This window comes from Granulicella arctica (genome assembly GCF_025685605.1).
GTDB classification, from domain to species: Bacteria; Acidobacteriota; Terriglobia; order Terriglobales; family Acidobacteriaceae; genus Edaphobacter; species Edaphobacter arcticus.
This window is the reverse complement of record NZ_JAGTUT010000001.1, coordinates 1,218,583-1,239,692: the sequence shown is the minus strand read 5'-3', so window position 1 is coordinate 1,239,692 and position 21,110 is coordinate 1,218,583. Positions and strand designations below refer to the sequence as shown.

At 60.5% G+C, this 21,110-nt stretch carries 14 protein-coding genes; 4 read left to right on the top strand and 10 right to left on the bottom strand.

Annotated features, from left to right (window positions below):
• Positions 1-47 precede the first annotated feature (47 nt).
• From OHL20_RS05095 to OHL20_RS05070, 6 genes are all read right to left on the bottom strand, one after another.
• Positions 48-518, bottom strand: a complete 471-nt coding sequence (locus OHL20_RS05095; protein ID WP_263382124.1) for a DUF1440 domain-containing protein — start codon at positions 516-518, stop codon at positions 48-50.
• Positions 519-933: 415 nt separating this feature from the next.
• Positions 934-2,499 carry a GH39 family glycosyl hydrolase gene (locus tag OHL20_RS05090; protein WP_263382123.1) on the bottom strand — a complete coding sequence of 522 codons (1,566 nt, stop codon included), beginning with the start codon at positions 2,497-2,499 and terminating at the stop codon, positions 934-936.
• Between the two features lie 171 nt (positions 2,500-2,670).
• Entirely contained in the window at positions 2,671-4,185 is a 1,515-nt protein-coding gene (locus tag OHL20_RS05085) for an efflux transporter outer membrane subunit (RefSeq protein ID WP_263382122.1), read from the bottom strand.
• Between the two features lie 17 nt (positions 4,186-4,202).
• A complete protein-coding gene (locus OHL20_RS05080) occupies positions 4,203-7,328 on the bottom strand; it encodes an efflux RND transporter permease subunit (RefSeq protein ID WP_263382121.1) in 3,126 nt (1,041 codons plus the stop codon).
• Positions 7,325-10,669, bottom strand: coding sequence for an efflux RND transporter permease subunit (locus OHL20_RS05075; RefSeq protein WP_263382120.1), 3,345 nt, complete (start codon positions 10,667-10,669; stop codon positions 7,325-7,327). Before OHL20_RS05075 ends, OHL20_RS05080 begins: the two co-directional genes overlap by 4 nt.
• Positions 10,666-11,985, bottom strand: coding sequence for an efflux RND transporter periplasmic adaptor subunit (locus OHL20_RS05070; protein WP_263382119.1), 1,320 nt, complete (start codon positions 11,983-11,985; stop codon positions 10,666-10,668). Before OHL20_RS05070 ends, OHL20_RS05075 begins: the two co-directional genes overlap by 4 nt.
• Positions 11,986-12,360: 375 nt before the next feature.
• Here OHL20_RS05070 and OHL20_RS05065 point away from each other — a divergent pair, with 375 nt between their 5' ends.
• From OHL20_RS05065 to OHL20_RS05050, 4 genes are read left to right on the top strand one after another with little or no spacing between them, the layout of a single operon-like run.
• On the top strand, positions 12,361-14,091 hold the full coding sequence (locus tag OHL20_RS05065) for a serine/threonine-protein kinase (protein WP_263382118.1): 1,731 nt from the start codon (positions 12,361-12,363) through the stop codon (positions 14,089-14,091).
• A 57-nt stretch (positions 14,092-14,148) separates the two neighbouring features.
• Complete coding sequence (locus OHL20_RS05060; protein ID WP_263382117.1) at positions 14,149-14,568, top strand: BlaI/MecI/CopY family transcriptional regulator; 420 nt, start codon at positions 14,149-14,151, stop codon at positions 14,566-14,568.
• 2 nt (positions 14,569-14,570) lie between these two features.
• The gene (locus tag OHL20_RS05055; protein ID WP_263382116.1) at positions 14,571-15,959 is read left to right on the top strand and encodes a M56 family metallopeptidase; all 1,389 of its coding nucleotides are present in this window, start codon (positions 14,571-14,573) and stop codon (positions 15,957-15,959) included.
• Between the two features lie 29 nt (positions 15,960-15,988).
• On the top strand, positions 15,989-17,533 hold the full coding sequence (locus OHL20_RS05050; protein ID WP_263382115.1) for a Do family serine endopeptidase: 1,545 nt from the start codon (positions 15,989-15,991) through the stop codon (positions 17,531-17,533).
• A 60-nt stretch (positions 17,534-17,593) separates the two neighbouring features.
• On the opposite strand, the gene OHL20_RS05045 is transcribed toward OHL20_RS05050, so the two are convergent.
• The 4 genes from OHL20_RS05045 to OHL20_RS05030 are packed head-to-tail and all read right to left on the bottom strand — an operon-like array spanning position 17,594 to position 20,911.
• A complete protein-coding gene (locus OHL20_RS05045; RefSeq protein WP_263382114.1) occupies positions 17,594-18,631 on the bottom strand; it encodes a HEAT repeat domain-containing protein in 1,038 nt (345 codons plus the stop codon).
• A 31-nt stretch (positions 18,632-18,662) separates the two neighbouring features.
• Entirely contained in the window at positions 18,663-19,583 is a 921-nt protein-coding gene (locus tag OHL20_RS05040) for a HEAT repeat domain-containing protein (protein ID WP_263382113.1), read from the bottom strand.
• Between the two features lie 24 nt (positions 19,584-19,607).
• Positions 19,608-20,330 carry a hypothetical protein gene (locus OHL20_RS05035; protein WP_263382112.1) on the bottom strand — a complete coding sequence of 241 codons (723 nt, stop codon included), beginning with the start codon at positions 20,328-20,330 and terminating at the stop codon, positions 19,608-19,610.
• A complete protein-coding gene (locus tag OHL20_RS05030) occupies positions 20,327-20,911 on the bottom strand; it encodes an RNA polymerase sigma factor (RefSeq protein WP_263382111.1) in 585 nt (194 codons plus the stop codon). Before OHL20_RS05030 ends, OHL20_RS05035 begins: the two co-directional genes overlap by 4 nt.
• Between the last annotated feature and the right edge of the window lie 199 nt (positions 20,912-21,110).

Genomic DNA, 21,110 nt, shown 5'->3' with positions numbered 1-21,110 from the left:
ACCGGCGGTTCGTGCAGGAAAGCTGCCAGTGTTGGCCGGGTGAAGTTCTAGGCGTAGCGCTTGCACAGGATGCGTCGAACAGCCTCGGTGCAGATGCCGAAGAGGATGTGCGAGAAGAGTTCGCTCAGGTGTTCGCGTGCGGGTTGCTGGGTCGCCGGCACGTCGAGCCCGGCTAGAGGAACGAGGCTTTCATGGGTAAAGAGTTGCAACACGACGCCGAAGACGCTGCCGTAGCCGGTCGTGACGATAGGGAAGACCTCGGCCGCTGCGCCGTAGACCGCGCCCGTCAGACCTCCGAAGCCATAGTGAATCGCCTGGATGACTGCCGTCGGGTGAGCGACTGGATGACCCACTATCTTGTCCGCCAGCACAAGCGGTGGAGGCGTCTGGCCTAGCGTGCGGGGCTGATAGATCAGCTCGCCAACGGTCTTTGCAGCGGACCCAGCCATGCCGGCGATGAGTCCGATAATTAAGCCCTTAGCGATCGAACGGGGAGGTGCATAATGCGTATCGGGCATAAGACTCCTGGGTATAGAGATGCAGGAAAGCTTCGACCTCTTGCGAGCGGCTTTTGATATCAACGAAAGGACAGGCGTACGGTGAGGCTTCTGACGTAGCGGGTAATTTCCATTCTGGTCGTGGACTTTAAGTGCCTTGCTTGCTTGTACATAGGTCTTACGGTCAAGGTAAAGTATTGTAACGACTGAGGTTAGAAGCAAAGTACTCATTCTAAAAGCTAAGGATGTGTCTATAAGAAAAGCCCCTGCTTGCGGCAGGGGCTTGATTTACTTCAATTCCAAGTATATCGGATGGAACGAAACTAACCGGCCAACTTTGTTTGCCTATCTTCAACCCGTAAGTCGTTATCGACAAGGCACTTGTTCGTTCTACGGTATGAAAAGCGGGCTTTACAGCTCTTTTGGAAGGCCGCGACTACTTGACCGACAGAACGACCAGTCCCTGACTGGGTATCGTCAGATTCAGCTTGCCTCCTGCGAGATGTTCCATGCGCGGTGCGGGGAGCTTGCCTGCGGCCTGAAGTTCGACGATCTGTTTCCGGCTTGGCGCTGCTGGCCGGCCCATGGCGTCGAAGGTTTTCACGACGTTGCCGTGGTCAGCATCAAGCTGCCAGATCTCGACTGCCGCTCCGGCGGCAACGCCTTTGAGGGTGAGTGAGATGGTCTTGGACGTACCGGGAGTAGTCGGGGGTGGGGTATAGGCCGCACCTTCGCCGAAGGGTGGGGCGTAGTTCCAGAGGGCGATAGCTACTCCACCCTTTGCTGCCCGGGTGGCGATTGCGTCGGTAGCGTCGAGATGGATGCGCTGGTCGCCCAGACGGTGAAGCATCGAGAAAGCGTTGAAGGCGGGCTTCTTGATGTCGTCCTCGGCGATGACGCCGAAGCCGCCATAGAACGGTGTGCGCACGACGCCCTGTTCTTCGAAGACGTCGGAGAACGACCAGTAGCTCATGCTCTGGATGAGGCCGTCGCACTGGCGAATGGTGTTCGCAAGCCATGGTCCCATGTAGACGGTGTCCGTGACGTTGGGCTCGTTCGCATAGCTGGCGTTGTACTCGGAGAAGATCAGCGGGATCTTCGGATAGGCGGACTTCAGGATCTCCTCGTGGACCTTCTTGACTGAGCGGTAGACCATCTGGTCGCGTGGAACATTCTCGTTCGTTTTGAGGACGTTATCGGCGGTGTCGTTGCCGTAGACGTGAGTGCTGACGAAGTCGACAGGGATGTTGCCCTGCTTGGTATGCGCGAGAAAATCGGGAACCCAGGCCGCCTGCGCGGTGGAGGGGCCGCCGACGATGAGCTTCGGATTGACAGCCTTGAGGGCGCGAGCCGTGTGGTCGTAGAGTTCGAAGTAGGTGGACTGGTTCGGGCGACCGCCCCAGAAGTCCAGGTTCGGCTCATTCCAGACTTCGAAGTACCAGGTGGAGACCTCTTCAGCGCCGTACCGATCGATAAGGTGTTTGGCGAAGGCCGTGATCATGGCGTCCCACGTAGCGTAATCCTTTGGAGGAGCGACGTTGGGGTGATACCAGAAGGGATGAATGGCCTTGGGGTCGGACGACATCTTCTGCGGCATGAAGGAGAGTTCGACAAAGGGTCGAACGTGGTGGGCCAGCAAGCCGTCGTAGATGTGGTCGATGTAGGAGAAGTTGTAGATCGAATCCGTCTGAAGGGCCTCGGCGGCGAGACCGGGGTTTTTCACCTGGCGGTCTGGATCGTAGAGGCCTACTTCATCGTTGAAGATGCCGTGGAAGCGGACGGACTCAAAGTTCGTGGCAGCATGAACTGTGTCGAGATCGTCGCGATAGTCCTGCCGGAGCGAAAGGATGGCGCGGCCTGAGCCAAAGGTCTTCTCCCAGAAGTGCGGAAAGGGCGTTGTGGGACCGTGCGCGTCGACGGTGATCTCTTCAGTCTGGGCATGGGCATGGGCCGGGGCAGCGAGGGCGAGCAATACAGCAGCATAGGCCAGGGGACGATACATGGTTACTCCGATTCGGCAGATGCCGTTCTGGTGTGGCGAGTATAGAAGATCGCTTACAGCCTTGTTCGTGTGATGCACAGAAGACCGAACGGACAGCTGCGCTCGCGTGCAGACGCTCGCTTTCTCGAAGAGTAGCGTGGGGTGCGGCCTGGAGGATGTTTTGCTGCGCGACTACTTGTCGATCTGCGTCTCAGCTTTGGTCAGCTTTTTCGAGACCTGCGCCGGAGTCGCAAGTTGCGTCACATCCCATCCGCCGCCGAGTGCTTCGATCAGGTTGACCGAGGCGGTGACCTGCTGGACGTGCAGACTGGCAAGGGTCTGCCGGTCGGCGAGCAGGGTCGTCTGCGCCGTGACTACGTCCACGTACGGATCGATGCCGGTCTGAAAGCGAGCAAGTTCGAGGTCGACGAACTCCTGAGCGGACTTTTGCGCCAGCTCCTGCTGGATGATTTGCTGCTGTAGGATGCGGACGGAGGCCAGGTTGTCCTCCACCTGCTGAAACGCAGCGAGGACGGTCTGGCGGTAGGTAGCAACATTGGCGTTGTAGACAGAGACATACTGGTTGACGGTCGCGCGTCGCAGGCCGGCGTCATAGACCGTCTCCGAGATGGTGGGTCCGATGGACCAGAAGCGGCTGGCGATGTCGAAGAGGTGCTTGAAGGAGGAACTTTCAAAGCCGCCGGTTGCACTGAGCGTGAGTGCGGGATAGTAGGCAGCATCAGCGACGCCAATCTGTGCGTTGGCGGAGGCCATATTCCGTTCGGTTGCGGCGATGTCGGGGCGGCGCTCGAGAAGTTGGGAAGGGATGCCAACCGGTATAGGGGGCGGTGTCTTCAGCATGGGCTTTACGGGTACTGAGAAGCCGGACGCTGCTGTGCCGATGAGCATGGCGATGGCATGCTCGTACTGGGCGCGCGCAATTCCCAGATTGATGGCGGTCGAGGTTGCGTTCTGGAGCGTGTTTTCAGCTTCGACTACGGAGATGCGGTCGCCGATGCCGAGTTCGTACTGCGTCTGGGTGTAGGTAAGTGCCGCTTTGTCGGCGGCGATCGTCTCAGCATAGATCTGGCTCAGGGCGTCCTGGCCGCGTAGTTCGAAGAAGGCATTGGCCAGGGCGGCCTGCTCGGTGAGGCGCTCGTTTTCAAGATCGGCAGCACTGATCTGGGCGTTGTATTGCTCGACGCGGATCTGGTTGCGGATGCGACCCCAGAGATCCGGCTCCCACGAGACGGTTGCGGGCAGTGTGCCGACGCTGCTCTGGCGACCTGTGTTGGCGTTGGTGGAGTTGGTTAGATTCGAGGAGGTGCGCGACCGATCGTAAGTCGGACCGATGGAGACGTTTGGGTAGAGTTGCGAGCGTGCCTGCGTAATGAGGGTGCGCGCAGCCATGAAGTTTTCGAAGGAGACGCGGATGTTCTGGTTGTTGATATTGAGCTGATCTTCGAGGGTGTTCAGTTCGGGCTCTTCGTAGATCTCCCACCACTTGCCGTGGAGCATGGCGTCCTGCGGCTGCGCGACCTTCCAGCCATCCTGCTCCGCGAACTGCGTCGGAGACTCCTTGTAGACAGCAGGAGGCGGTGCAGTCGCAATGGCCGGTGGCACGTGGTATTTGGGACCGACGCGGCAGCCTGTAACGAACAGGGCCGCAAGGGCGGTGAGGGCGGCTTTGGAGCGAAGGCTGGTCATAGGGTTCGAGAGGTCCATTAGTCGGCTGAGACGGGGTGCAGTTCCGGGTGAAAGTCGTCATGGGTCTTGCCCTGGATGCGCAAGCGGAGACGATCAAGCGTGAGATAGACGACGGGCGTGGTGTAGAGCGTCAGAAGCTGGCTGACGATGAGGCCGCCGACGATGGTGATGCCGAGGGGACGGCGCAACTCCGAGCCTGTGCCGGTACCGAAGGCGAGGGGCAGCGCGCCGAAGAGGGCGGCCATCGTGGTCATCAAAATGGGCCGGAAGCGCAGCATGCAGGCCTCGAAGATGGCGTCTTCGGTGTTCATCCCCTGCTCGCGCTCGGCCTGGAGGGCGAAGTCGATCATCATGATGGCGTTCTTCTTTACGATGCCGATAAGCAGCACGATGCCGATGATGGAGATGACGTTCAGGTCCTCCTTGAAGAGGAGGAGGGCGAGCATGGCGCCGACGCTGGCCGAAGGGATTGTCGAGAGAATGGTGAGCGGATGGACCAGGCTCTCATACAGGATTCCCAGAACGATATAGACGGCGAGGATAGCAGTAAGGATGAGCACGGGCTCGCTGCTCAGTGAGGCCTGGTAGGCCTGCAGGGTTCCGGCGAAGAAGCCGCGAATGCTTGAGGGAGTGCCGAGCTTCTGTTGCATCTGGCCAATCTCGAGCGTAGCGTCGCTGAGCGAGACGCCGGGTGCGAGATTGAACGAGACGGTCACCGAGGGGAAGAGGCCGGTGTGGTTGAGCGCGAGCGGCGTGGTGGTGGCCTTTGCCGAGGACATGGTAAAGAGCGGGGTGTTGCCGCTGGCCGTGGTGCTGCTGGCGCTTGCGGTGTGGAAGTAGATGTTCTTGAGGCCATCGGGCGTCTGCCAGTATTGGGGAGCGACTTCGAGGACGACATAGTACTGGTTCAACTGCGTGTAGATGAGCGAAACCTGGGATTGACCGAAGGCGCTGTAAAGTCCGGCATCGATCGATTGAGCGGTCTGGCCAAGGCGCGCTGCGGTGACGCGGTCGATGGTGACAAGCTCATCCAGGCCACCGTTCTGCTGGTCGGAGTTGACGTCCTGAAAGCCGGGTAGACGCTTCATCTCAGCAAGGAGCTTCGGCCCCCAGGTCTGCAGGTCGGTGACGTTGTCGGCCTGGATGGTGTATTGGTAGAGCGCGTTCCCGCCGCGACCACCGATACGCAGATCCTGCGAGGCCTGTAGGAAGGCGGAGGCTACGGGCAGGCGGTTCAGTTGCGGCCGGATCCGGTTGATGACATCGGCTGCACCGATCTTGCGGATGTTGAGGGGCTTGAGGATGACGAAGAGGTTGCCGGTGTTTGAGGCACCCTGGCCACCGGTAAAGCCGATGACGTTCTGGACGGCGGGATCTTTCCCAACGACCGCTTCGATGCGCTGAAGTGAGTCGTTCATGGCTGGGAAGGAGGAATCCTGCGGGCCCTGGAGACCGCCGCCGAGCGCGCCCGTATCCTGCTGCGGGAAGAAGCCCTTAGGAATCTTGACGATGATGACGACGTTGAGGGCGATGGTGAGCGCAAGGACGGTCAGGGTGAGGCCGGGGTTCTCAAGAACCCAGTGAAGACTGCGCCGGTAGACCGAAAGAATCCAGTCGAAGAAGCGCTCGGTGACCTTGTAGAAGCGGCCGTGCTCTTTGCCATGCTCACTCTTGAGGAGGTAGGCGCACATCATCGGGGTCGTCGTGAGCGAGATGACCATGGAGACGAGGATGGCGGTCGAGAGCGTGATGGCGAACTCGCGGAAGAGGCGTCCGACGATGCCGCCCATAAGGAGCAGCGGGATGAAGACGGCAATCAGCGAGATGCTGATGGAGATGACGGTGAAGCCGATCTCCTTCGCGCCGAGGAGAGCCGCAGCAAAGGGCTCCATACCGTCTTCAAGATGGCGGGCGATGTTCTCCATCACGACGATCGCATCGTCGACTACGAAGCCAGTCGAGATGGTGAGCGCCATCAGGGAGAGGTTATCGAGCGAGAAGCCGAACATGTACATCACGGCGAAGGTGCCGATGAGCGAGACGGGTACGGCGACGGCGGGAATCAGCGTAGCGCGACCGTTCCGCAGGAAGATGAAGACCACCAGGATGACCAGCAGGATCGAGATGATGAGCGTGCGCTCGACGTCGTTGACCGACGCGCGGATGGTGGTGGTGCGGTCAAGCACGATGGTCGTCGTGATGCCTTTAGGAATGGAGGCTTCAATCGAGGGAAGCTGGGCTCGGATCCTGTCGATGGTCTGGATGATGTTTGCGCCGGGCTGGCGGAAGACGATGAGCGTCACGGCGCGTTTGCCGTTCAGATAGCCTGCGGTGCGGATGTTCTGCGTGGAGTCGATCACATCGGCTACGTCTTCAAGGCGGACGGCTGCACCGTTGTTATAGCCGACGATGAGCGGTTTGTAGTCCACGGCGTGGGAGATCTGGCCATTGGCGACGATATCCGCCGTAGTGTTGCCGTCCGTGATCTGGCCCCGCGCGAGGTCGGAGTTCTGGAGGCTGAGGACGGATTGGAGGTTCGACATCGCCAAGCCAAAGCTGGCGAGCTTGGTCGGGTTCACCTCGACGCGGACCGAGGGCAGGGCACCGCCACCGGGATTGACCTGGCCGACTCCCTGGATCTGCGAGATCTTCTGCTGGATGACGGTTGAAGCCTCGTCGTAGAGCTTGCCCGTGTCGTACTTATCCGAGGTGAGGCCGAGGATCATGATCGGCGCATCGGCCGGGTTAACCTTGCGATAGGTCGGGTTGCCGGGCAGATTGGCTGGCAGGTAGGTGCGTGCGGCGTTGATGCCGGCCTCGACGTCACGCGCGGCACCGTCGATGTTGCGACTGAGATCGAACTGGATGGTGACCGAGGTCGTGCCAAGCGAGCTGGCGGAGGTCATCTCGGTGACACCGGCGATGTGGCCGAACTGGCGCTCGAGGGGCGTAGCGACGGACGAAGCCATGATCTCGGCGCTGGCTCCGGGCAGGCTGGCGTTGACCGAGATGGTTGGGAAGTCGACCTGCGGCAGCGGCGAGACTGGCAGGACCTGGAAGGCGATGCCGCCTGCGATGGCAATCGCCACCGTCAGCAGCGTCGTCGCTACCGGGCGATGGATGAATGGGGTCGAGATACTCATGCGTGCGCCGGGCCTGCGGTGGAGGAGTCTGCCGGTGCGTTGACCGGCTCATTGCCAGTCTTCGGATGAGACGGCTTGCCGGAGAAGCGCTGAGCAAGGTTGTCAAAGAAGATGTAGATGACGGGTGTGGTGTAGAGGGTAAGTACCTGGCTGAGAAGCAGGCCGCCAACCATCGAGATGCCGAGGGGACGCCGCAGTTCGGAGCCGATACCAGAGCCGAAGGCCAGCGGCAGACCGCCAAGGAGCGCTGCCATGGTGGTCATCATGATCGGCCGGAAGCGGAGAAGGCAAGCCTCGTAGATGGCTTCAGTCGAGGTCTTTCCGTGGTTCCGCTCGGCTTCGAGGGCGAAGTCCACCATCATGATGCCGTTCTTCTTAACGATACCGATCAGCAGCACAATGCCGATGATCGCCACCACACTCAGGTCCTGGTGGAAGATGATGAGCGAGAGGAACGCGCCGACTCCGGCTGAGGGTAGGGTCGAGAGAATGGTGATGGGGTGGATGAAGCTCTCGTAGAGGACGCCGAGGACGATGTAGACGGTGACGAGGGCGGCGAGGATAAGCAGTGGCTCATTCGACAGCGAGTTGCGGAAGGAGGCTGCGGTGCCTTCGAAGTCCGCCTGGATACTCGCCGGCATGTTCATGTCCTTCTGGACCTTGGTGATCGAATCGATGGCAGCACCGAGCGACCCACCGGGGGCGAGATTGAAGGAGACGGTGATGGCAGGGAACTGACCCTGGTGGGTAATCGTGAGTGGTTCCGTGGTGGTCTCAAAGTGCGAGAAGGCGCTGAGCGGTACGCGGCTGCTGATGTTCGAAGCACTGGTTCCGGCAGAGGTCGAGCCGCGAGCGGTCGAGTTGGCGCTCGAGAGCAGGGCGTTCGCGGGTGGGTTGAAGACGTTCGAGGAGGGGGTGTAGACCGCCGCTCCCGCCAGTGCGTTCGATCCGGCGGAGGTAGACCCACGACCGGAGGACGATGAGGCTGCGGCGCCTGAGGTACCGGCGGCAGCGTTCGACTGTATATAGATGTGGCTCAACTTCTCGGGATCGAGCTGGAACTGTGGCTCGGCTTCGAGGATGACGTGATACTGGTTGAGCTGCGTGTACATCGTGTTGACCTGGCGCTGGCCGAAGGCGTCGTAGAGCGTATTGTCGATCGTGGTCGGCGCGATCCCAAGGCGTGAGGCGGTGGCGCGATCGATCACGAGCGAAACAGCGAGACCGCCGTTCTGCTGGTCGGTAGCGACGTCTTCCAATCCGGGCAGCTTCTTCAATTTTTCGACGAAGCGATCGGTCCAAAGATTCAGTTCAGCCTGGTCAGGATCTTCAAGGGTGTACTGATATTGTGTGCGGCTGATACGGTCGTCGACCGTGATGTTCTGCACCGGCTGCATGAAGAGCTGAATATCCTGTACATTGACGAGCTTGGTCTGCAGGCGGCGAATTACATCGGAGGCGTTGAGATCGCGCTGCTCCAGCGGCTTGAGATTGATCGCCATCCGACCACTGTTGATGGTGGTGTTGGTGCCGTCGGCACCGATGAAGGAGGACAGACTTTCGACAGCGGGGTCCTGCAGGATGATGCGGGCAAGCTCCTGCTGCTTCTGCGCCATGGCCTTTGAACCAATGGTCTGGGAGGCCTGGCTGATGCCTTGAATGACGCCGGTGTCCTGTACGGGGAAGAAGCCCTTGGGGATGATGATGTAGAGAAAGATGGTGAGCCCGAGGGTGGCGAGCGCGACCAGAAGGGTGATGGTCTGGAAGCGGAGGACGACCTTGAGAGTGCGACCGTAGAAGGCAATGGCGCTCTCGAAGACCCGCTCCGAGGCCTTGTAGAAGCGGCCCTCCTGGGCCTTCGGATCATGCTTGAGGATGCGTGAGGCCATCATCGGCGTCAGCGTGAGGGAGACGACCGCCGAGACGATGATGGTGACGGCGAGGGTGACAGCGAACTCGCGGAAGAGTCGGCCGACCACATCGCCCATGAAGAGCAGGGGGATCAGTACGGCGATCAGCGAGACGGTGAGCGAGAGGATAGTAAAGCCGATCTGTTCGGCACCCTTGAGGGCAGCCTCCATCGGCGGGTATCCCTCTTCCAGGTAGCGCGAGATGTTCTCGACCATGACGATGGCGTCGTCCACGACGAAGCCGGTTGAGATGGTGAGTGCCATGAGGGAGAGGTTGTCGAGCGAGTAGCCGAGGGCATACATCGCGGCGAAGGTGCCGACGAGCGAGAGCGGAACGGCGACCGAGGGGATGATGGTTGCGTAGAGGTTTCGCAGGAAGAGGAAGATGACCATGACGACGAGACCGATGGTCAGCATCAGTTCAAATTCGACGTCCGAGACGGAGGCCTGGATAGGCGTGGTCAAGTCAGTAAGAGTCGTGACCTGGATACCTTTAGGCAGGTTCGCTTCAAGCTGCGGCAAGAGCTTTTTGATGCTCTTGACGACCGAGATGGTGTTACCGCCCGGCTGGCGCTGCACGTTGAGGATGATGGCAGGCGTCTGGTTCATCCACGCCGCCTGTGAGCTGTTTTCAACGTCGTCGAGGATGTTGGCGACATCCGTCAGCATGATCGGCGCGCCGTTGCGATAGGCGACAACGACCTGCCGGTAGTCCTTGCTGGTGACGAGCTGGTCGTTTGCGTCGATCTGGTAGTCCTGGCGCGGGCCGTCAAAATTACCCTTGGCGGCGTTCACGCTGGAGTTGGTGACGGCGGTGCGCAGGTCCTCCATGTTGATGCCGTAGGAGGAGAGCGCGGCGGGGTTCGCCTGGATGCGGACGGCGGGCTTCTGGCCGCCGCTGATGCTGACGAGGCCGACGCCGGAAAGCTGCGAAATCTTGGGCGCGAGGCGCGTATCGACGAGATCTTCCACCTGCGAGAGCGGGATCACATTCGAGGTGATGGCAAGGGTGAGGACGGGCGCGTCGGCCGGGTTGGTCTTGCTATAGATCGGCGGCGCCGGAAGATTGGCGGGAAGGAAGCTCTGCGCCGCGTTGATCGCCGACTGTACCTCTTCCTCAGCCACGTCGATGTTCAGGGACAGGTTGAACTGGAGGACGATAACGGAGTTGCCGCCGGAGCTCGACGACGTCATCTGGCTCAGACCCTGAAGTTCGCCAAACTGGCGCTCGAGGGGAGCCGTGACGGTGGTCGCCATCACATCCGGGCTGGCACCCGGGTAAAAGGTCACAATCTGGATGGTCGGGTAGTCGACCTGGGGCAGGGCGGACACCGGCAGCTGGAAGTAGCCGACGATGCCAACCAGCATGATGGCCGCCATCAGCAGCGACGTCGCTACGGGGCGGAGAATAAAGGGACGTGAAGGGCTCAAGGAGCGTCACTCCCGGGTGTGGCCTTCGCGGAGGGTTGGGGGCGGCTGGAGACGTTAACCTTTGCTCCATCCTGTAGCTTGTCAAAGCTGGTATTGGCTAGGACGTCGCCGGGGTTGATGCCGTCGACCTGGGTCGTTCCACCGTCGGTGACGCCCGGCTTGACCGTCTTCATGTGAGCGGTATTGTCCTGAAGCACATAGACGAAGGCCGTCTGGCCGTTGTGCTGGATGGTAGATGACGGGATGAGCGTTGCGGCGGAGATCGTCCTGACGAGCAGGCGAGTGTTGACGAACTCGTTCGGGTAGAGACTCATGTCCTTGTTGACGAAGGAGGCGCGCCCCTTGACGGTGCCGGTTGTGGTGTCGATCTGGTTGTCGAGGGTGATCAGGGTGCCGGTCGCGATCTGCTTCAAGGCGGCGCGGTCGTAGGCGTCAACGGTCAGCTTGGCATTCTGGCGAAGGCGAGGCGTGACCTGGCCGAGGCTGTCTTCAGGAATGGTGAAGATGACGGTAATGGGCTGAACCTGGGTAATGACGACAAGGACCGTTGTTCCATTTGCAGTGACGACATTACCCGGATCGACGAGGCGGAGGCCGGCGCGGCCCGTAAAGGGGGCGACGATATGGCAATAGTCCACCTGGATCTGGTCGAACTGGACCGTGCCCTGATCGTTCTTGACCGTGCCCTGATCCTGGAGAACAACCTTCTCCTGGTCATCGAGGGTCTGCTTCGGTATGGCGTTGCGGGCCCATGCTGCACGGTAGCGCTCGACGTCCATTTGGGCCTGTCCGAGCACATTCTGGTCGCGTTCGAGAATGCCCTGAGCCTGCAGCAGCGTAGCGCGGTAGATACGCGAGTCGATGTCGATGAGCGGGTCGCCCTTGCGGACAAGCTGCCCTTCCTTATAGTGGACCGCCGTGATCACGCCGCTGACCTGGGCCGTGATCGACGAGGTGTAGACGGGGGTGACCGTGCCGATCGCATCGAGATAGACGCCGATATCGCCGCGCTGGGCGGTTGCGGTCGTCAGGGTAACGGGACCGCCGCCTGCTCCTCGCCTGCCACCGGCAGCGGGCTTGGCGGCCTCTTTACGGTTCAGGATGTAGTAGAAGGCACCGGCGAAGATCGCCAGGAGAACAATCCAGACAACGATGCGAACGGTCTTGCTACGATGCTTGACCGGTTCGGCTGGGGGTGCTGGCAAAAGGTGGTCAGGGCCCAGAGGTGGATGCTCGTTCGGTTCAGCTGGCAATGTTTTTCCCTCGTCAGGCTCGGAGGGAGCGATGCCCTGCTGCGAGACCTGGCTGTCAGTCATTTTTGTCCGACATCGTATGGACGGATGAGGCTGTCTTTAAAGTTGCAGGCTGTCGCGTATCCTCAAGCCTGAAGCAATGCAATGAGGTACTTACAGAAGATTTCGGCACCTCTGTGAATCCGCATAAGGGGTCGGGATCAATCTGTTTGTCCCTAGAGTCTACAACCCCGGGGAGGAATGACCCTATAGAGAAATCGACTGCGGACTAATTAACGCGGGAGGGCACTCATCGCTTCTCCGACAATCCTCAGCGCCGACGTGCTGCCAGCGTGCTAAACTTCCCCGGCAAGACCTCGACCTCCGCAGCGATTCCGAGCGGGTCTTTCGTCTGAAACGTACCTGGGCTCCCGAACACAATCTGACGAGGTACCTCCAATGGGATACGAGATTGGTCAGCGCGTTGGCGACTACGAAATTGTTCAGCTTCTTGGCATAGGCGGCATGGGCAGCGTCTATCGCGTCCGCAACGTCATCTCGGACCGAACCGAAGCGATGAAGGTGCTGCTGCCCGATCTGACGGCGGAGCGCGACCTGGCCATCCGCTTCATCTCGGAGATTCGCACGCTGGCAAGCTTCGACCACCCAAACATCGCGCTGCTGCATACGGCGTTTCAGGCAGATAACCAGCTCATCATGATGATGGAGTTTGTCGAGGGTTCGACCCTCGAGCAGCGGGCAAAACAAGGGCCGATGTCGATTGCGGATGTCTCGGGGTACACCTACCAGGCTCTCTCAGCGCTCAGCTATGCCCACGGCCGCGGGGTGGTGCATCGGGACATCAAGCCCGCAAACATCATGCTGACCTCGCACGGAATCGTGAAGCTCATGGACTTCGGCATCGCCAAGTCCAAGGTGGAGACGAATCTTACCAGGCCAGGAACGACCATCGGGTCGCTCTACTATATGTCGCCGGAGCAGGTGCGGGGCGATGCGGTCGATGGCCGGTCGGACCTCTATTCGGTGGGCATCATGCTGTACGAACTGCTGGCAGGGCGACGCCCGTTTGAGGCGGATACCACCTTCAGCATCCTTAACCAGCAGTTGAATACGCCGCCACAGCCGCCAATCGAACTGAACCCGTCACTGCCGCGCGCGTTGAACGATCTCATCCTGCATGCACTCGCCAAAGATCCAAATGACCGGTACCAGACTGCCGATAACTTCCGAGACGCGCTGCGACCGTTCTGCACGAGTCAATCTAGTGGAGCCGGTCATGTGGCGACGATGGTGCAGCAGCCTGTCGTGGAGAGCGTTTCAGCGGCGGCGATTACTGCCGTGAACGCTCCCCCGAGTGTGGCGTCTGCGCCTCCACCGTTTGCGAACGTTGCAATGCCCCCTCCTCCTTCGCAGCCGGTCCGTCCTGCCGGCGGCTACCCAACCCAGCAGAAGAGCCACAAGACGCTTTGGGTCGCCACGGGAGTTGCTGCCGCCATACTGGCCATGGTGGGACTGGCAATCGGACTGCCGCACGTCCTTGGAACCCATGCTGCGGAGTCGCCTCAGACCGAGGTAGCCCAGAGTGATTCAGCAGGTCAGCCCTCCGGGACGACTGCATCGCAGGCTGGCCAGCAGCAGGCGGGGCAGATGCAGGCGGCGTCGCCGACTCCGGCTGTTCTGGGTGGAACCTCAAACGGATCGATAAGCAGTCCACAACCGGGCGGACTGTCCGGTGCACAGGCTCACCTCACCCCTCCCAGCCCACCGTTCGGGAACGCCGGCCCTGCGAAGCGGCAGCCCTATGTAGCTGGATCTGCGGGAAACACCCAGTCGGGTGATCCGGGCAGCGACCATCTCCCTGTTCAGCCCGAGGTGTCCGCTGCTCATGTAGGCGGGTCTGCCGCGCAGCTTGAGGAGGCCTCAAACCGATATACAGAGATTAGTGCGCGTGCGGGTGCGGTCGATACTGGCCTGAATCGCCTGCGCAGACAGCAGGAGGCCGAGGGCTACGGGTTGCGGGGCGACATGGACTCCGCCGACAACCGGATGCAGAGCTACCTGCGCGCCGCCGATCAGGATCTCCGCGCATCGAACGCCGCCTCGGCCGAGAAAAACCTGAACCGGGCGGACGCAGAGCTGGCGACCCTCGAGAAATTCCTCGGCCATTGAAATTTTTCGTTCCTGGAGCTAACTAATCCTTTAGTTGCCCGTCTTAATAGACAGACGATGCCGCCGAAGAGATCCATCACGTTGACGGAAGCTGAGCTGAGGCTGATGAAGCTGCTATGGCAGCGCGGCGAGTCCGGCGTCGGCGATCTCGTTGCCGCAATGCCCGACAATGCGCCACTCGCCTACAACTCCGTGCTGACCACGATTCGCATCCTCGAGCAGAAGGGCTATGTAACCCATCGGCAGGAGGGTCGGGCGTTCCTCTATATACCGTGCGTGCAGGAGCATGAAGCTGGGCGCTCCGAGGTCCGGCACATGCTGCAGCGATTCTTCGGCAACTCCCGCGAGCGACTGCTCCTGTCGCTGCTCGGCGATGATGAAATTACGCCGGAGGAGCTGGCGCGGCTGAAGGAAGCAATCGCGAACGCGCCGGAAGACCCCGACGAAGAAGCAGTTCCAGAGCGGGAGGACGCCTAGTTATGCAGACCCTCGGACTTCTGGCGCAGTTTGCGGGCGTGTCGCTCGTCGCAGGCATCTGGCAGGGGCTTGTGCTGGCGGGCAGTGTCTGGCTCTGCCTGCGCATGGTCTCGAAGACCCCGGCTTCACTCCGTTTTGCGATCTGGACGGTGGTGCTGGTGACGATTGCCATGCTTCCGTTCGCCGAAGGCCTGCTCCACAAGAATACGAGCGGCGTCGTTGGAACATCGCTGCCCGGAACCTTTCAGATCGACGCTCGCTGGAGCCTGCTGCTCGCGGCGGTCTGGATCGGCTTATCGCTCTTTCGCGCAGGCGATCTGGCGATCCACGCTCTCCGTCTCCGCTCCCTCCGACGCCGGTCGACGCCAATTGTTGATGGGCGCTGCGCCGCTCTCCTTGGCGATGGTCGGAGGGTGGAGCTTTGCACCTCGACCGAGGTCGACAAGCCGAGCGTGATCGGCTTCCTCGCGCCGCGCATCCTGATCCCGGTTTGGCTCTACGGGCAGCTTGAGGATGCGGAACTGGAGCAGATCGTCCTGCACGAGATGGAGCACCTGCGCCGTCGAGACGACTGGCTGAACCTGCTGCAAAAGCTCAGCCTGGTCGTGTTCCCGCTCAACCCCATCCTTGTATGGGTGGAGCGGCGGCTTTGCTTCGAACGAGAGCTTGCGTGTGACGATGGCGTGTTGCGCCGGACCCGTGCGCCTCGCGCCTATGCAACCTGCCTCACCAATCTGGCGGAGCGTGGCCTGGGTCATCGCGGCCTGTCGTTATCACTCGGAGCGCTCGGCAACGTGGTGCGAGAGTCGGAACTGGCGCAGAGGGTCCACCGGATTCTGCGGCGCGAGACGACACTCTCTCCTATTGGTTCGCGGATCCTGACCGGTGCTGTTGCCCTGGGGCTGATCGGCGGTTCGGCCGGCCTCGCGAACTGCCCGCAGGTTATTTCGTTTGTGACTGCGGCCCCTGTGCAGCATGCCGAGATGCGGCTTGCTCCTCCGACTCAAGCTCGCTTCAGCAATACTGTTCGAGCGGAAAACGTGGTCTTCCATGCCGATCAACAACCTCACCTGAGTTTGCTGAAGGCATCGCTTCCGGAGACTAAGCCCAGCATCGTTCCCGCAACGAAGCGGGCTTCGACTCGTAAGCATCGCCGAACAGCTGTTCCGGCTCTGCAGCAACTGGCAGTCAACGAAGCTTACTTCCCCGGCGTAGACCCCGCGCTGCCCGATGTCGGCCGGGCGAATGATGGTGGCTGGGTCGTCCTCAGTTCCTGGACGGAAGCCGACCGGCCAAGGCTCATCCTGCCCGTCGCTACCGATCAAAAACTTTCTGCTCCTCGTTACGCAGCCGTTCCTACCGCGGGCGGCTGGCTCATTATCCAGTTGTAGTCATTTCAACCCTGTCTTACGGAGTCATCATGTCTCGATCAACTAATGAATTAGTCGTCAAGATGAAGAGAATCGCTGCGCCCGGTGCCGCAGTGCTGGCCACCGTCCTCGCGGCCACAACCATCTTCAGCCACACTGGCGTTCATGCCGCTGGCAACGTGTCCTCACCACTCGACGACCAGAGCGTGTCGTCGCTCGTCGCACTTGATAATGCTGTCGAGTCGGTCGCAGCGCGCGTCTCGCCGGCGGTGGTCAACGTGGCGGTCACCTCGCGCGGTTCCTCCGAGCATGAGACGGCGGACGGCCAGGAGCAGGATCAGCAGCAAACTCTACCTCCCGGCATCGCCCAGTTCTTCGGCGGCCAGATGCCCCGACAACAACAGCCCCAGCAGCAGCAGATCGAGCACGGCATTGGCAGCGGCGTCATCATCTCGCCGGATGGCTACATCGTCACCAACAACCACGTCGTCGACGGCGCCGTCCAGATGCGCGTTACGCTGAACGATCGCCGCATCATGACCGCCAAGCTCATCGGCGTAGACAAGCTGACCGACCTTGCAGTCATCAAGATCGACGCCAAAAATCTGCCCAGCCTCTCATGGGGCGATTCCACCCTGCTCCATCCCGGCCAGACGGTCCTCGCGTTCGGCAGCCCGTTCGGCTACTTTCAGGATTCCGTGACGCGCGGCATTGTGAGCGCCATCAACCGGCAGAACCCCTACTCGGATGATGCGCGCAAGCCCGGGGGCTTCATCCAGGTCGATGCAGCGATCAACCCCGGCAACTCCGGTGGCGCGCTGGTCAACGCACATGGGGAGCTGGTCGGCATTCCCAACTCGATCATCACGAACTCGGGCTCATTCGCCGGTGTCGGCTTCGCGATCCCCGCGCAGATAGCCCGCAACGTGACCGAGCAGTTGATCAAGAACGGCACCGTCCACCATGGCTACGTCGGCATCGCGATGAACGATGTAACTCCGGCCAACGCAAGCTTCTTCCACCTTGAAGAGGCGAAGGGTGCAATCGTGGCGCAGGTCACACCGGATTCCCCCGCAAGCCGCGCTGGATTGCAGCAAGGCGACGTCATCAGCAAGCTGAACGGCACCACCGTGGTGAACGATAGCGCACTACAGGTTGCCGTGAGCCAGATCGCACCCGGAACAACGATCTCGCTCGGCATTCTCCGCAACGGAACCCCGCAGACAGTGAGCCTCAAGGTCGGCGAATACCAGGCCAACAAGGATGTCGCCACTAATGAGGACGGATCGTCAGCGCAGGGTGGCAAACTTGGCCTCGCAGTAGCTGATCTGACGCCGGACATTCGGCAGCAGCTCGGTGTGCCGTCCGAGGTACATGGTGCAGCGATCGAGCGGGTCCGCCCTGCGAGCCCCGCTGAAGATGCGGCACTTGCTCCGGGAGACGTAATCCTTGAGGTGAACCGGCAGAAGGTGGGCTCGGCGGAGCAGTTCGTCAGCGCGATCCATGCCAACGCTTCCGGAAAGGACCTGCTGCTGACCGTGTGGTCGAAGGGCAACGCCAGCTTCCGCGTCGTTCATCCCGATCAGGCTGGCTAACTCGTACGCAACGCCAGACGAAAGAATGCCGGTGAGTCCAGGACTCACCGGCATTCCTGTCTAGTTCGTCGTGAGCAGTTGTGTGAGGTAATCGAGCGCACGCGGATCGTTCGATTGCCCCAGCCAGAAGACCGCCTGCTTGCGCACCTCGCCATCCTTGCTCGACTGCGCAACCTGGATCAACTGTGCCGCAGCTTCATCGCCGGGAAGTCGCGAAAGAGCGAAGACTGCGGACTTACGCACCTCCCTGTCAGGGTCGCTCTGTGCCGACGTGCGAAGGTCGCCTGCAACCTTCTTGCCGCCGGAGGTCGCCATCCAGAACTGCGCCTGCTTGCGAACCTGCGGCGAGGCGTCAGTGTGTGCCATGCGAATCAACTCCTCAAGCGCGGCGGGATCGTGCGAAAGAGTGAGATCGAAGGTAAGCTTCTCGCGGAACTTCGGATCAGCATCGTCGCGAGTAAAGCGCTGTATCGCGGCGAAGCCATCGTGTCCGTGTTGATTGGCAAGCCAGAAGGCTGCCTTCTCGCGAAGAGCAAGATCATTGCTCGGCCCTGCAATCTCGGCTAACGCTGGAACGGTCTCAGGAGCATGGTGCAGCGAGATCGGGAACACGGCCTCTTCGCGGAGCGGCAGCAGGCCACCCGTGACCGCGAGCGTCTTGAGCGTGCGAATACTGTCTGCAGGCGTCACTCCCGTCAACCACACGAAGCGTAGCCCACCCGCATCGAGCTGCCGGTTAGCACTCTCAACGCGAATCTTCTCGACGTTGCCGCCAGCGATGCGCAGCAGGATCACGGCGTGATCGGTAGGCGTGCTGTTGCTGTAGTCGTGCTTGCCTTCGGTCCGCTGGTAGTGGCTCTCAAGGTAGGAGATCCCGTCGCCGTTCGAAGTCTGGAAGTGTTCCTCAACTGGGATGAAATAGCCAGTCCACAGCGGTCCGCCCGCTTGCTTGAGGCGGTCGATCTCGGGGCTAAGGCCATGCTCCGCGGATTGCGTAGAGAACTGCGCGTGCAGGACAGTAGGAGGCTGCTGGGCAATCAGCAGGGACGACACGGAGAGCAGGAGGCTTAGGGCGAAGCTTCGTGTGACAGGCGGCATGGGGATTCTCCTTGGGTACGCTTACAGATCCTTACTTGAGCAGTTCGAGCATGTAGTCCGTGGCGGCCTTATCGTTCATGATCGCCAGTTGCGAGACGATGGAGCGTTTCAGGTTCAGGTCCTTCTCGTTGCGTGCAAGCTCGACGAGGCGCGGAGCATCCTGCGAGATGAAGAAGGCAGAGATGACGGACTTCTTGACCTGCGGATCAGAGGTAGTGCGATAGACCTCAGCGAGGGTATCGTTGGCGCGCTTACCTTCGAAGACGCCCATCATCTCGATCGCCTGCCGCTGCAACACCGGGTCCATCTTGCCCGTTACCGCGTCGTGAAGGACGGCCTCCGCCTCAGGCGACTTGCTCTGCGCAAGCACGAAGATGGCATGCTTCTTTAGCTCCATCGGCTGGTTGCCAGCGAGGATACTGCGCAGCACCGGGATCGCTCGCGAAGGGTCCTGGTGCAGGAGCGAGTTGAGTGCCAGCATCTTCAGATCTTCATCGGAGCCGTTGGCTCGCGTCATGTCCAACCGCAGTTCAGTCGTGGGATGGATCGCAGGCACCACGACGTTATCGACACCGACATCAACGCGTAGATCAATCCCTAGTGCGCGGCAGTCCTTGTTCCAGGGACTGCTCGTATAGTGCGAGCGAAGCTGGTAGCAGGTAGCCAGTGCAAGCGGCTTGTTGCCAAGCTTGTTCAGCGAGTAGGCCTTCCAATAGAGCGCAGCATCCGTGTGGCTGCCCTTCGCATTGATCACCTTGTCGAACGAAGTAACAGCGTCGTTCCAGCGATGCTCGTTCATCGCATTTGTTCCGGCAGCATAGGCAGGATCGTCGGACGGAGCAATGACGTAGATGAAAGCTGGCGCCGGTGACAGCGAATGTAAGGGCTGGGCTGCGGCAAACGTAAGGAGCAGGGCCGAGGAGACAAGGGAGAGTGAGGTGCGAAGCTTCATGAGAGTAGGTCCTTCCTGGTAGAGCTAAAGTCGGTTGTCGTTCTGGCGCAGAATGCGAATTTCGAGCAGCAGGCCATCGGTATTCCACGCGAAGCGAAGATGCCAGCTACCATGCTCTGAAGTCGATTCGTGATCGATATTGGTCAGCACCCGGCCAAGATTTTCAAGCACGGAAGCCTCGCTGAGATCGCCCTGCTCATGCGCGGTCTTCACGTACACGGCATTCTTGAGCAGCAGATCGTGGGCCTGCGAAAGTGTTGCCTCATCAAGCGGCCCGGAGGCGTGATTGACCTCAGTCAGCAGACGCTCCGCGCTATCGAGATGGTTTGCGATCTGCGGATCGGTGGGCTTGTCGGTCAGCGGTCCTTTGCGCAATAGGGTCGCCTGCTCACGATGAGGAGCGGCCCACGGCTTCGTCTTCAAACCCACAATCAGCAGAAGAGCGACGGCTGCAGTAGCCAGTCCAGCAGAGGGCCAAAGCAGCCACCGCCAGGCAGATTTGTGTGCAGGGCTGAGGACACTCAGATTGCCCCGCAGACGCTGCCAATTCTGTTCAAGATTTGGCTCAGGCACCGGCTCAGCGGAAAAGACACGCAACGTCTCGGCGATCGAGGCAGAGAGTTCTGCGCACTCGACACACGTCTCGAGATGCTGGCGAATAGCGTTCTCATCGAGGCTGCCAGTAGCGCTCTCATGAAGATGAAAGGCGATCAGATCGTCTTCAGAGATGTGTTGTAACTTGTTCATCGAATGCCTCCTGCAAGTGGTGCGAGCGACCGTCGAAGCTTGCCGACAGCGCGAAATACAGCCTGCTTTACCGAGTTGGCTGGAATATTGAGAGCGGTTGCGATCTCCGCAAGTGGAAGATCTTCCACATGGCGCAGTGTGAAGGCGGTGCGTTCCATCGGCGTTAGAGCGTCCATCGCCGCGTTGCGAAGCGTGGCGGATTCGCCATCAAAGTACAGTCGTTCCGGACTGGCCGCAGCGTCAGCGACCTGCATCGTTCCATCAGCGGACGAGGTCTCCTCGGCAACACGCGAGCCATATTGGCTAAGGTCGCGATTCCGGCGTTCAACGAGATTGATAGAGGTATTCATAGCGATTCGCGTAATCCATGTTGAAAACTGCGCCTCCTGACGGAAGCTCGAAAGCTTGTTGTAGCCGCGCAGAAACGCTTCCTGCGCAGCGTCCTCAGCGTCCGACTGGTTGCCGGTGACGCGAAAAGCGATGCGAAAGACGGCAGGGAAGTGGCGATCCATCAGAACCCTGTAGGCGTCCCGGTTGCCAGCAAGAATCTGCTTGATCGCGTCTTTCTCTGACTTATCCATTCGCCCGATTAGACAAGGGTTTCCCCGCGCGGTTAGGTTCTGCATGAAAAATAAAATTAACCGCGGATCGCCAGGGATAAACGCGGATTCAAGAACAAGAGAGATCTAAAGAAAATCTCTGATCAAGCTTCGTCCTGTTAAGGGCACGCCTTCAGCCGTCTCACAACTCTCGTCTCGTTAAGGGCACGGCTTCAGCCGT